Below are 12,329 nucleotides of genomic sequence, written 5' to 3'. Positions count from 1 at the left end.
ATGGCACAACTGACGATGATTCAAGCAATTACGGAAGCACTCCGTACCGAGCTTAAAAATGATGAAAACGTTCTAGTCTTCGGTGAAGACGTTGGCGTTAACGGAGGAGTATTCCGTGCAACAGAAGGGTTACAGAAAGAATTTGGAGAAGACCGAGTATTTGACACACCTTTAGCTGAATCAGGTATTGGTGGACTTGCGGTTGGTCTAGCACTTCAAGGGTTTAGACCAGTTCCTGAGATCCAATTCTTTGGATTTGTATATGAAGTAATGGATTCAATTAGTGGTCAACTTGCACGTATGCGCTTCCGTACAGGCGGAGCATACAATGCCCCTGTTACAATCCGTTCTCCATTTGGTGGTGGGGTTCATACACCAGAAATGCATGCGGACAGCTTGGAATTATTAATGACTTCTACACCAGGTGTAAAAGTTGTTATCCCTTCTACTCCGTATGATGCTAAAGGATTATTAATTTCTGCGATTCGTGATAATGACCCTGTCATTTATTTGGAACATATGAAATTGTACCGTTCTTTCCGTGGAGAAGTTCCAGAAGAAGAATATACAATTCCACTAGGTAAAGCAGATGTAAAACGTGAAGGATCTGATCTTTCAATTATTACTTATGGCGCAATGGTACACGAAAGTTTAAAAGCTGCAGAAGAGCTTGAAAAAGAAGGATTCTCAGTAGAAGTTGTTGACTTACGTACTATTCAACCATTAGATATTGAAACGATTATTGCTTCTGTTGAAAAAACAGGCCGTGCGATTGTCGTGCAAGAAGCACAAAAACAAGCTGGTATTGCTGCTAATGTAGTAGCGGAAATTACAGAAAGAGCTATTCTAAGTTTAGAAGCTCCTGTTTTACGTGTTGCTGCTCCTGATACTGTTTATCCTTTCTCCCAAGCTGAAACAGTTTGGTTACCGAACATAAAGGATATAGTAGAGACAGCTAAAAAAGTTTTAACATTCTAATATAAAATTCTAAATAGAAAGGGTGAATACTGTGGCATTTGAATTTCGATTACCAGATATCGGTGAAGGTATACATGAAGGCGAAATCGTAAAATGGTTTGTTAAAGCTGGCGATGAAGTACAAGAAGACGATATTTTATGTGAAGTCCAAAATGATAAAGCAGTTGTAGAAATTCCTTCTCCTGTTAAAGGGAAAGTAACAGATGTATTAGTTAGTGAAGGAACAGTTGCGGTTGTCGGAGATGTACTTATTAAGATTGACGCTCCTGGATATGAGGATCTCCAATTTAAAGGACATGATACCGAAGATACAAAAGCGACTGAAAAAACAGAAGCTCAAGTACAAGCTACTGCCGAAGCTGGTCAAAAAATTGAAAAAGAAACAGTGGAAGCTCCTAACAAAAAAGAAGCATCTACTGACCAGCCTAAGCAAGAAGTAAAAGGTGATAAGCGTATAATCGCAATGCCTTCTGTACGTAAATATGCTCGTGATCATGAAGTAAATATTGCGGAAGTTAGTGGTTCAGGAAAAAATGGACGTGTTCTTAAAGAGGATATTGAATCATTCTTATCAGGCGACCAAAAACCTGCTGAAGTTACTTCAGTAAATTCAGAAACAACTACGCAAGAATCGAATGTAGAAGAAAAAGTAGCCGCTCCTGTAGTCTCTGAAGGAGAATTCCCAGAAACTCGCGAAAAACTTTCTCCAATGCGTAAAGCTATCGCAAAAGCTATGGTACATTCGAAACATACAGCTCCACACGTTACATTAATGGATGAAGTGGACGTAACAGAACTTGTTGCACATCGCAAAAAATTCAAAGATATTGCTGCAGAGAAGAATATCAAATTAACTTACTTACCTTATGTCGTAAAAGCACTTGTAAGTACATTGAGAGAATTCCCTCAGCTAAATACTTCTTATGATGATGAAACAAATGAAGTTATTCAAAAACATTATTTCAATATTGGTATTGCAGCGGATACAGATAAAGGTTTACTAGTACCTGTAATTAAGAATGCAGATCGTAAATCAGTATTTGCAATTTCTGATGAAATTAATGTTCTTGCAACAAAAGCGCGTGATGGTAAATTAGCTTCTAATGAAATGAAGGGTGCTTCTTGCTCAATTACGAATATTGGTTCTGCTGGCGGGCAATGGTTTACACCGGTTATTAACCACCCAGAGGTTGCAATTCTCGGAATTGGTCGAATTTCTGAAAAACCGGTAATAAAAAATAGTGAAATTGTTGCAGCTCCTGTGTTAGCATTATCATTGAGCTTTGATCATCGCATGATCGATGGTGCGACTGCTCAACATGCGTTGAACCATATGAAACGTTTGCTTAGCAGTCCAGAACTATTATTAATGGAGGCGTAAAAAATGGTTGTAGGAGATTTCCCGATTGAAACAGATACTTTAGTAATTGGTTCAGGTCCCGGAGGATATGTGGCTGCAATTCGTGCTGCACAAACAGGACAAAAAGTAGTAGTTGTAGAAAAAGAACATATCGGTGGAGTATGCTTAAATGTTGGATGTATTCCTTCTAAAGCATTGATTTCTGTAGGTCATCGCTTTGAACAAGCAAAACATGCAGATGATATGGGTATTACGGCAACTGATGTGAAAATTGACTTTTCAAAAGCTCAAGCTTTCAAAGATAGCGTAGTAAAAAAATTAACAAGTGGTGTTTCCGGATTATTAAAAGGAAACAATATCGATGTTGTTATGGGTGAAGCTTATTTTGTGGATGCCAACACAGTGCGTGTCATGGATGAAAAGTCTGCACAAACTTATAATTTCAAACATGCAATTATCGCTACTGGATCTCGTCCAGTGGAAATTCCTACGTTTAAATACACTAAACGTGTTATTAATTCAACAGGTGCATTGAGCTTACCTGAAATTCCAGAGAAATTAGTTGTAATCGGTGGAGGATATATTGGTACGGAGCTAGGTTCAGCATATGCTAACTTAGGATCTAATGTAACAATTATCGAAGGCGGAGACGATATTTTAGCTGGATTTGAAAAACAAATGACGACTATCGTTAAAAAAGGCCTCAAGAAAAAAGGCGTTGAAATTGCGGTTAAAGCATCTGCAAAAGGTGTCGAAGAAACAGAAAACGGCGTTGTAGTTACATATGAAGTAGGCGGAGAAGAGAAAAAAGTTGAAGCTGACTATGTATTGGTAACTGTAGGTCGTCGTCCAAATACGGATGAAATTGGATTAGAAGAATTAGGTATTAAATTCGCAGACCGTGGATTATTAGAAGTTGACAAGCAATGCCGTACAAGCATTGACAATATCTTTGCTATCGGCGATATCGTTGCAGGCCCACAACTTGCACATAAAGCATCATACGAAGGTAAAGTCGCTGCTGAGGTAATTGCAGGACAGTCTTCTGTTGTTGACTACTTGGCGATCCCAGCAGTTTGCTTTACAGATCCAGAGCTTGCAACTGTTGGTTTATCTGAAGCTCAAGCGAAAGAACAAGGTTATGATGTTGCAGCTGGGAAATTCCCATTTGGAGCAAATGGTCGTGCACTTGCGCTTAACACTTCAGATGGTTTCGTGAAGCTTGTTTCCCGTAAAGAAGACGGTCTACTTCTTGGAGCACAAATCGTAGGTCAAGGAGCATCAGATATGATCGCTGAACTTGGTTTAGCTATTGAAGCTGGCATGACTGTTGAAGATATTGCAATGACTATTCATGCACACCCAACTTTAGGTGAAATTGCAATGGAAGCTGCAGAAGTAGTAATGGGTCACCCGATTCATATTCTTTCTAAATAATATTGGAATAACCTCTTTAAGTCTCATACTTAAAGGGGTTATTTTTTTAGCAGTTGTAATTGCATATTATAGGGAAAGTGCGTCTTAAGGAAGTTATCGCTTGGATTTCCGCTGAAGGTCGGACGCTTTCCGTGGGGTGAGTGATGAGCCTTCACCGCCCGCTTTGGCGTTCGTTGTGAAGTCTCATCTTACTCACTTGATCCCACTGGAGTCGCCGCCTTTCAGCTCCAATCCATCCAAATATAGGCTTTTAACTGTATTTATTAGCCACTAAAAGTTAGGAAATGGCTTAACGAGACCAATTGTTACGGGAAAGCAACCAATTCAATAGGCAACGCAACCAGTTTGAGCTTGAAAACAACCAAATTGGCAACGAGCGCAACCAATTCTCCACGCAAAGGCTAGCGGACATTGATTGCGATGCACTTTACTTGAAGTCTCCGCTTAATTTACATGGATTAGATCGTCCATTAAATTTGCGCAACATCTCAGTCGCTACTCGCAACTTTATAGACCGAATGCGCAACATTATGAATGGACGGAATTTTATGCTTGGACGTTGACTCATTATGCTCGCATAACAGCACCCATTGCTCGGAGCAGAGGCAACTAATTTAAGACGCACTCTCCACAAAAGGTTTTAATTGCAACTTCATCTCATTGGAGTTGGAATATTCGACTTACTATGAACTGTGAATCTATAATGAGGTTTAAACAAATGTAAAGGGGGAATTAAAATGGAGTTAGGTTTAAAAGGAAAGGTAGCGGTAGTGACTGGATCGAGTAAAGGAATTGGCCTACATACGGCTTTGCAATTAGTAAAAGAAGGAGCATCTGTAACAATATGTGCACGCGGGAAAGAAAAATTGGAAGAAGCTGCACTGTTTATCAAAAATGAAACAGGAAAAGAAGTATTAACGGTCCCTGCTGATATTACTAATGAGCAGGATTGTATAAAAATTATTCAAAAGACAATCGCGCATTATGGAAAATTAGATATTTTAGTAAATAATGCAGGAACATCATCTGCAAATCCTTTTGAAAATGTTGATACGGAATTATGGCAATCAGACTTAGATTTAAAATTATTTGGCGCGATACATACTTCCAAAGCTGCAATTCCCTATATGCGTAAAGGGGGCAGAGGTGCGATTGTAAACGTGACAGCAGTATTAGCAAAAACTCCTCCAGCTTCATCATTACCAACTACTGTTAGTCGTGCTGCTGGAATGGCGTTAACAAAAGCGATGAGCAAAGATTTGGGGAAAGATAATATTCGTGTCAATACCGTATGTATCGGGTTGATTCGTAGTGATCAGTTGGAACAACGTTGGTTAAATGATGCTCCAGAACTTTCTTGGGAAGAGTACTCTAAAAACGCTGTTGGTCCGTCGATTCCGCTTGGAAGAATTGGTGAAACGACAGAAGCAGCTAACGTGATTACATTTTTAGTATCTGATGCAGCTTCTTACGTAACAGGTACAGCGGTAAATATTGATGGTGGGTCCGGCGGCACGCTTTAAATTAGGTACAAGAAACCGTGTGGAATTCCTCTACACGGCTTTCTTTTTTACATGTTAGAATATTAGTTGAAAGGGACGGGTGATCAAATTGAAAAAAACAACTTGGATATTACTTGCAGTGTTGATGCTTGTACTTTCAGCATGTGGTGTTTCAGAAGAAAAACCAGCCGCACAAAAAGAAAGTGAAGATACAACTGGAGTAACTGGTGAAGAAAAAGTAGAAGTAACACAAGAAGTGATTGAGGAAGAACCTGTTGTAGAAAAACAAGAACCTTTATATGAGTTAAATCCGGCAAACTGGACATTTCAACCTATTGGGGATGCAAATCCTAAGGCTGTACTTCTTACAATTGATGACTCTCCAGACAAATACGCTGTAGAAATGGCTAAAAATTTAAAAGAATTAAATGCTCCGGCTATCTTTTTTGTCAATGGTCACTTTCTTGAAACAGATGAAGGAAAAGCAAACTTAAAAGCAATTTACGATATGGGTTTTGCAATCGGAAACCATACGCAAACTCATGCGAACTTAAAAGAAATTTCGGAGGATCAACAACAAGAAGAAATTTTGAAAGTAAATGAAACGGTTGAATCGGTAATTGGTGAAAAACCAAAATTTTTCCGTGCACCATTTGGCGTTAATACAGACTTCAGTAAATCACTTGTTCAAAACGAAGGCATGCTTTTGATGAATTGGACATACGGTTATGATTGGGAAAAACAGTATATGGATGCAGCTAGTTTAACAGATATCATGCTGAATACAGAGTATTTAACTAATGGATCTAACTTATTGATGCATGATCGTAAATGGACAGCAGAAGCTTTAAGTGGAATCGTAGAAGGCTTTCGTGACAAAGGATATGAGTTAATTGACCCTCATACGATTAAAGGAATAGAATAAGAGATAATTATCACCTTTGTGGCATTACGTTCATTCACAGAGGTGCTTTTTTTATAGACATAGTTGTACGTTGGGTGTAAAATAACCCCTGTTAATAATTTCGGAGGTGAGATCTTTAAAAGAATAGGCTTTTAAAGTATACAGATGAAAAAATATATTCGCATTGTTCTTCAAATTTTTATTTTATATTTATTTTCTCTTTTAGGTTCTTTTATCGTTCAAATACTACATATTAAATTTCCTGGAAGTATAGTAGGATTATTATTACTTCTTGGCTGTTTATATTTTAAAATAATACCCATTCAGTTAATTAGAGAGGGTGCAGGTTTTTTATTAGGTTTCCTAGCACTGTTTTTTGTCCCTTCCACTGTTGGGGTAATGAATTATCCAGAATTGTTGTCAATAAGTGGGGTATTACTCGTTTTATCGGTTATAGTAAGCACGCTAGCTACTATTTCTATAACCGGTCTGGTTTGCCAGTACTTAGAGAGTAAACAATCAGGGAGGGATGTGCAGTGATCACTATTAGTATGATAGTTGGGACGGTCCTGATTTTTTTACTTATGACAAAACTATATGGTAGATTTTCAACCCCTTTTTTATTTCCAGTACTTACTGCAACTATACTAATCATATTTTTATTAAAATTATTTTCATTTTCCTATGAAACCTATATGAGTGGGGCAAAATGGGTCGATGCAATGCTTGGACCAGCTGTAGTTAGTATGGCATATCCCTTGTATACTCAACGAACGATTATAAAACGGAATTTTACTACTATTTTAACGAGTGTAACAGTTGCTATGTTATCCGGATTAGTAAGTATAATTATTTTTGCGAAACTATTAAACTTAAAAAATGACTTTCTATTATCTTTGTTGCCCAAATCCATTACCACACCTGTAGCGATGCGAATTAGTGGAGCCATTGGGGGAATCCCATCATTAACTGCTGTATTTGTAATTGTAGCGGGGATAGCTGGTGCGCTACTTGGACCATTTATTTTCAAAATATGCAGGATAGAAAAATCTATTAGCAGAGGGATATCAATGGGCAGTGCCTCCCACGGATTTGGAGTGTCTAAACTATCGGAATACGGGGAACAGGCAATGTCAATGGGATCTGTATCAATGACTTTAAGTGCAATTATTGGTGCTTTCGTATGTCCGGTTGTTGCATTGTTATTTCAATAAAAAGGGAGAGATATCTATAATCTCTCCTTTTTCTTATACTATTAAATAATAGCCTGATGTTCTTTTATTACATGAATCATTTCTAATGTATCATCTTCAGGGCCCTGTACAGGAAGACCGGCCTCTATATTCATCATAATATAATCGATATTTCCTTGTGTAATTATTTCCCCGGGAATAAAAATTGGTATCCCAGGAGGATATACCATAACGAACTCGGCCGAAATACGTCCACTAGCTGCTTTTAATGGAATCGATTCAGTTGCTGCGTAAAAAGCGTCACGAGGGGACATTGCAAGTCCTGGAATATCAGGTAACGTTACAGATGGTTCGATAACAATCGCCTCAGACTCAAAAGCTGCGACCATGCGAGAAAGAGCGTTAATAAGTAAATTAGCCTCTTTTTTTGTATCTCCCAGAGTGATCAGGCAAAGAATATTATATAAGTCGGAAAGTTCCACTTCGATATTTGCTTTTTCTCTCAGCCAAATCTCCGCTTCATAACCAGTTATCCCAAGGTTTTTTACACTTATTAATAACTTTGTCGGGTCCATATCAAATGTGGCAGAGGATTGTAAAATCTCTTCTCCAACGCAACGGATATGTGGAATAGCATTAATTCGCTTACGTGTGTCTTTAGCAAGTCTAATGGTATCATCGATCAAATCTTCCCCGTGGATAGCTAACTGTCTTCTAGCGGTATCTAACGATGCAAGAAGCGGATATGAAGTAGAGGTTGTCGTTAGCATGGACAATATTGATTGTACTCTTTTAGCAGAGACTAAACCTTCTTTTACATTTAATACTGAACTTTGTGTCATGGAACCACCTAATTTATGAACGGAAGTTGCTGCCATGTCTGCTCCTGCTTCCATTGCGGAAACTGGAAGAGACTTATGAAAGTGGATGTGTACACCATGTGCTTCATCCACAACTACCGGTATTCCTCTCTCATGGGCGATATCTACTATTTTCTTTAGATCTGCTGCCAATCCAAAATAAGTAGGATTGATAACGAGTAAACCTTTCGCATCTGGATGAGTATTTAATGCTTTTTCCACTGATTCTACAGAAATTCCATGTGAAATTCCAAGTTCTTTATCTACTTCAGGATGAATAAAAACTGGGATTGCCCCTGCAAAAACAATTGCAGACATAATCGATTTATGCACATTTCGTGGTACTAGTATTTTGTCCCCAGGACCACAGATTGTTAGTATCATCGTCATAATAGCACCGCTTGTTCCTTGCACGGAGAAAAATGTTTCATCCGCTCCGAATGCTTCAGCAGCCAATTGTTGCGCTTGTTTAATAGCACCTTTAGGGGAATGTAGATCATCTAAAGGAGCAATATTGATTAGATCAATGGAAAGTACATTATCTCCAACAAACTCTCGAAATGCAGGGTCCATCCCTTTCCCTTTTTTGTGCCCAGGAATATGAAACTGAATAGGATGACGGTTCCGATGCTTAAGTAAGGCATCGAATAAAGGAGTTTCTAATTGTGACAACGCTTATACCACCTCTAGCAAGAATTTTATTTTGTCTAGCTCTAGCACTATCCCCGTTTTAATTCAGCGACACCACTTTTTTAAATATGATGGCTTGTTTAGACTGTATAATTTTGAAGTAGATGCTTGTGCTTTTCTTAAAACAAGAGAATTATAGCATTTCATTTGCTGTTTTACTATAAAAATTATTTGCGAATTGAATCACTAGAATATTTCTTTTACACTTAGAACCAGGAGGGATGAGGATGCATTTTCAAACAAGAGTAACAGATCTATTAAAAATACAATATCCTATTATTCAAGGTGGGCTTGCTTACTTGGCCTATTCGGAGCTTTGTGTAGCCATCTCCAATGCAGGAGGACTTGGCCAAGTAACTGCAATGAGTTTAAAAACGCCTGAGGAATTACGAAGGGAAATCCGGAAGGTAAGAAAGTTAACGGATAAGCCTTTTGGGGTAAACTTTGCTATTGGGCAAACGGGAAGACCTTATGAGCATATGTTACAAGTGGCAATAGACGAGGAAGTTCCGGTTATTTCTATGACGGGAGGAAACCCTGCGCCTATTTTAGAGAAACTTGCACATACTTCTATTAAAAAGTTAGTCCTAGTTGCAGCAAAACGACAAGCGCAAAAAGCGGAACAGCTAGGTGCGGATGCTGTAATGGTAGTCGGTCAAGAAGGTGGAGGCCATCTTGGAAGAGACGATATTGGAACGATGGTGTTAATCCCTCAAGTAGTAGATGCGGTATCTATACCAGTTATTGCTTCTGGAGGAATTGCTGACGGTAGGGGATGGATGGCGGCCCATGCGCTTGGAGCGGAAGGAATTGAGATGGGTACTAGATTTATCGCAACGAAAGAGTGCGTGCATGCTTCCGAAGCTTATAAACAAGCTTTGCTAAATAGTCAGGAAACAGATACAACTGTCATAAAAAGATCGATTGGTGCTCCTGCTCGGGCGATTAAAAACGAATGGACCGAGGAGATTTTACGTATTGAAAATGAAAAACCGACATATGATGCAATAAAGGATTACGTAAGTGGAGAAGCAAATAAACAATTCATCCATGATGGTGAGATAGATAAAGGATTTGGCTGGGCAGGGCAATCTATTGGATTAATACATGATGTACCTACTACGGAAGGACTCATTGATCGAATGGTAAATGAAGCGATAGAAATAAGAAAAAAGTGGCAAATATAGGAGGAATTCAAAATGGAATACACATACCCATTTTCTTTAGATTGGACTACAGAGGAAATAGTAGATGTTGTTCAATTTTTTGAAGCAATCGAGAAGGCGTATGAAAAGGGAATAAAACGGGAAGAATTATTAAGAAGATATAGACGATTTAAAGAAATAGTTCCTTCTATTGCAGAAGAAAAAACGTATTTCCGCGAGTTTGAGAAAGAAAGTGGCTATTCAAGTTATCCTATCGTGAAAATGATGAAGGAAAAGGAGGATAGCGCAATTATTAAAGCTTGATATTTTCCTCCTATAGCTTTGAATGTATAGGAGGAAAAATTTATTTAGTATTAATCATCGTTTTATAAATTGGTATCAGCTTTTCGAAAGTTTCTTCAACTAGTTTTAAAAATTCCTCTTCTGTAAATTTTACAGCATCTTCTCTAGGGATATGTCGTCCCACTAAAAATTCAGCTTTTTTCACATCATGTAATCGTACTAGTAATTGCTCTAGTTCTTCTTTTTTAGCTTTTTTCAAAGGGATTGCATCTGGTCTCATATGATCTCCAGAAACAATAAAGTCTGACGGGAGTTTATTAAATAAGCTTTTCTTTTTTAGTAAACGCTCAGCAATTGCTATTTTATCAGGCGCTTCATAAATAACTGCAACAATGATAAACAAATGGTTTCCCCATAAGCCGATTTGAAAATGGGGTATTGCCTTATACCCTCTTTTATATGGTGCAAACGCAACCCAACTGTCGTTTGGAGGGTTGACGGAGCGTCTAGCATGTTTTGCGACATGAGGAAAAAATTCATCCCCTAATACGCTCGAAAAATAATGGCTATACTGTTTCCCGAGCCCCTCAAATTTCGGTCTCACATTCTCAATTAGAGCTGTCATCCTATTTTCTAAACCATCAATTTGGAATACATCAAAATCCTTGTCTTGCCAAAAAGTTTTAATCATCTGGAGACTCCTTTCGCTTTCTATGTTTATTTTATAGGAAATATGGGTAAAAATCATGTAAGTAGTATTTCTTCAGTTGACAATATTTCCATCTCAGCATAAAATATTAAAAATCTTCTGAATATTACGAAAAGCAAAAAGAAGGGGTGTTAATTATGAGACAGGTAGTGCACATTATTCGTAAAAATGATATGGAAAAAGAAAAAATTCAAACGTTAAAACTGGAACTGGATTATCAGCTCGCAACTTTATATGATGCGATGATTGAACAAAATGAAAAAGAAATAAATGCAGCAAAAGCGCAACTGACAGAAATTCACCAGCTTTTGGGAGAACTCGATGCACTGTGATGAAGCTTTGCCTTTTAGTAAACCATAAAAACACCTGCTACTGGAAAGACAGCCGGTGTTTTTTTCTTTATAATAAAAAGAAAAGAACTTGGAAAGGAATGTTGTTGTGAATATACATAAGCTTGATAAATATGCCAAATCATTAATTAAAGAAGCGGCAGGAAAAATAAAATCTTCTTTTTCAACAGAACTTATAATTGAAACGAAGTCAGAAGCAAATGATTTAGTGACAAATATCGATAAAGAAACGGAACAATTTTTTATAAAACATATTAAAAATGATTTCCCAGATCATCTTATTTTTGGCGAAGAAGGGTTTGGCGACCAAATCCAAAATTTAGACGGATATGTTTGGATACTAGATCCGATCGATGGGACGTCTAATTTCATACATCAAAAAAAGAATTTTGCTATTTCATTAGGTATTTTTAAAGACGGAGTAGGGATACTTGGGTATATATATAATGTAATGGATGATGATTTATTATCCGCCTCTTTAAATGAAGGTGCATTTTTTAATGATGTGCGTATTCCAGTAATAGGGCAAACTGTTGTTGCACAGTCCATTATCGGTATGAATGCAAGCTGGGTTGTACCAAATAGATACATCGAGCATGAAGGAATGGTTAAACTATTACAATCTGCAAGGGGGACAAGATCTTATGGTTCTGCAGCCATAGAGATATCTTATGTAGTAACAGGGAAATTAGATGCATATATGTCGATGCGCTTGTCTCCTTGGGATATCGCAGGAGGTATGGTCATTGCAAAAGAAGTTGGTGCAGTTGTCACCACATTGTCGAATGAACCGATCAATTTGTTGAAACAAAATACTTTTATCGTTTCAAAACCAGGTTTGCATCATGATATAGTAACGAATTTTGTGAAGTTAAAGTAAAAATCCAGCAAGATAAAT

Annotated in this window: 13 protein-coding genes; 11 read left to right on the top strand and 2 right to left on the bottom strand. The window is 37.8% G+C overall.

Annotated elements, in window-relative coordinates:
* From FS486_RS01150 to FS486_RS01120, 7 genes are all read left to right on the top strand, one after another.
* Nucleotides 1–978, top strand: a complete 978-nt coding sequence (locus FS486_RS01150) for an alpha-ketoacid dehydrogenase subunit beta (RefSeq protein WP_144509417.1) — start codon at nt 1–3, stop codon at nt 976–978.
* Between the two features lie 31 nt (nt 979–1,009).
* Nucleotides 1,010–2,359, top strand: coding sequence for a dihydrolipoamide acetyltransferase family protein (locus FS486_RS01145; RefSeq protein WP_144509416.1), 1,350 nt, complete (start codon nt 1,010–1,012; stop codon nt 2,357–2,359).
* A 3-nt stretch (nt 2,360–2,362) separates the two neighbouring features.
* The gene (lpdA, locus tag FS486_RS01140; RefSeq protein WP_144509415.1) at nt 2,363–3,775 is read left to right on the top strand and encodes a dihydrolipoyl dehydrogenase; all 1,413 of its coding nucleotides are present in this window, start codon (nt 2,363–2,365) and stop codon (nt 3,773–3,775) included.
* Between the two features lie 737 nt (nt 3,776–4,512).
* Entirely contained in the window at nt 4,513–5,298 is a 786-nt protein-coding gene (locus tag FS486_RS01135) for an SDR family NAD(P)-dependent oxidoreductase (protein ID WP_144509414.1), read from the top strand.
* A gap of 88 nt (nt 5,299–5,386) precedes the next feature.
* A complete protein-coding gene (locus FS486_RS01130) occupies nt 5,387–6,202 on the top strand; it encodes a polysaccharide deacetylase family protein (protein WP_260857987.1) in 816 nt (271 codons plus the stop codon).
* A gap of 144 nt (nt 6,203–6,346) precedes the next feature.
* Nucleotides 6,347–6,721: a CidA/LrgA family protein gene (locus FS486_RS01125; RefSeq protein ID WP_144509413.1), complete on the top strand. Its 375-nt coding sequence runs from the start codon at nt 6,347–6,349 to the stop codon at nt 6,719–6,721.
* On the top strand, nt 6,700–7,395 hold the full coding sequence (locus tag FS486_RS01120) for an LrgB family protein (RefSeq protein ID WP_260857996.1): 696 nt from the start codon (nt 6,700–6,702) through the stop codon (nt 7,393–7,395). Before FS486_RS01125 ends, FS486_RS01120 begins: the two co-directional genes overlap by 22 nt.
* Before the next feature lie 41 nt (nt 7,396–7,436).
* Here the strand turns inward: FS486_RS01120 and FS486_RS01115 are convergent, their stop codons facing one another.
* Nucleotides 7,437–8,906, bottom strand: a complete 1,470-nt coding sequence (locus tag FS486_RS01115; RefSeq protein ID WP_144509412.1) for an aminotransferase class I/II-fold pyridoxal phosphate-dependent enzyme — start codon at nt 8,904–8,906, stop codon at nt 7,437–7,439.
* Between the two features lie 245 nt (nt 8,907–9,151).
* Between FS486_RS01115 and FS486_RS01110 the strand changes: the two genes are divergently transcribed.
* Together FS486_RS01110 and FS486_RS01105 are read left to right on the top strand one after the other, a co-directional pair.
* The gene (locus FS486_RS01110; RefSeq protein WP_144509411.1) at nt 9,152–10,111 is read left to right on the top strand and encodes an NAD(P)H-dependent flavin oxidoreductase; all 960 of its coding nucleotides are present in this window, start codon (nt 9,152–9,154) and stop codon (nt 10,109–10,111) included.
* A gap of 12 nt (nt 10,112–10,123) precedes the next feature.
* Nucleotides 10,124–10,393, top strand: a complete 270-nt coding sequence (locus FS486_RS01105) for a UPF0223 family protein (RefSeq protein WP_144509410.1) — start codon at nt 10,124–10,126, stop codon at nt 10,391–10,393.
* Between the two features lie 40 nt (nt 10,394–10,433).
* On the opposite strand, the gene FS486_RS01100 is transcribed toward FS486_RS01105, so the two are convergent.
* Complete coding sequence (locus FS486_RS01100) at nt 10,434–11,063, bottom strand: YktB family protein (protein ID WP_144509409.1); 630 nt, start codon at nt 11,061–11,063, stop codon at nt 10,434–10,436.
* A 155-nt stretch (nt 11,064–11,218) separates the two neighbouring features.
* Here FS486_RS01100 and FS486_RS01095 point away from each other — a divergent pair, with 155 nt between their 5' ends.
* Together FS486_RS01095 and FS486_RS01090 are read left to right on the top strand one after the other, a co-directional pair.
* Complete coding sequence (locus FS486_RS01095) at nt 11,219–11,413, top strand: hypothetical protein (protein ID WP_144509408.1); 195 nt, start codon at nt 11,219–11,221, stop codon at nt 11,411–11,413.
* Between the two features lie 106 nt (nt 11,414–11,519).
* A complete protein-coding gene (locus FS486_RS01090) occupies nt 11,520–12,311 on the top strand; it encodes an inositol monophosphatase family protein (RefSeq protein WP_144509407.1) in 792 nt (263 codons plus the stop codon).
* The last annotated feature ends 18 nt before the right edge of the window (nt 12,312–12,329 follow it).

The sequence above is a fragment of the Bacillus sp. FJAT-22090 genome, assembly GCF_007676755.1.
In the GTDB taxonomy this organism is placed as follows: domain Bacteria; phylum Bacillota; class Bacilli; order Bacillales_A; family Planococcaceae; genus Psychrobacillus.
Note: the sequence above shows the minus strand (reverse complement) of the source record. Positions and strands in the feature narration are given on the sequence as shown.

Bases quoted from the DNA above. Each gene is read 5' to 3' on its own strand.
- FS486_RS01150 (WP_144509417.1), top strand. From the start codon at position 1: ATGGCACAACTGACGATGATTCAAGCAATTACGGAAGCACTCCGTACC.
- lpdA (WP_144509415.1), top strand. From the start codon at position 2,363: ATGGTTGTAGGAGATTTCCCGATTGAAACAGATACTTTAGTAATTGGT.
- FS486_RS01135 (WP_144509414.1), top strand. From the start codon at position 4,513: ATGGAGTTAGGTTTAAAAGGAAAGGTAGCGGTAGTGACTGGATCGAGT.
- FS486_RS01125 (WP_144509413.1), top strand. From the start codon at position 6,347: ATGAAAAAATATATTCGCATTGTTCTTCAAATTTTTATTTTATATTTA.
- FS486_RS01110 (WP_144509411.1), top strand. From the start codon at position 9,152: ATGCATTTTCAAACAAGAGTAACAGATCTATTAAAAATACAATATCCT.
- FS486_RS01105 (WP_144509410.1), top strand. From the start codon at position 10,124: ATGGAATACACATACCCATTTTCTTTAGATTGGACTACAGAGGAAATA.
- FS486_RS01100 (WP_144509409.1), bottom strand. From the start codon at position 11,063: ATGATTAAAACTTTTTGGCAAGACAAGGATTTTGATGTATTCCAAATT.
- FS486_RS01095 (WP_144509408.1), top strand. From the start codon at position 11,219: ATGAGACAGGTAGTGCACATTATTCGTAAAAATGATATGGAAAAAGAA.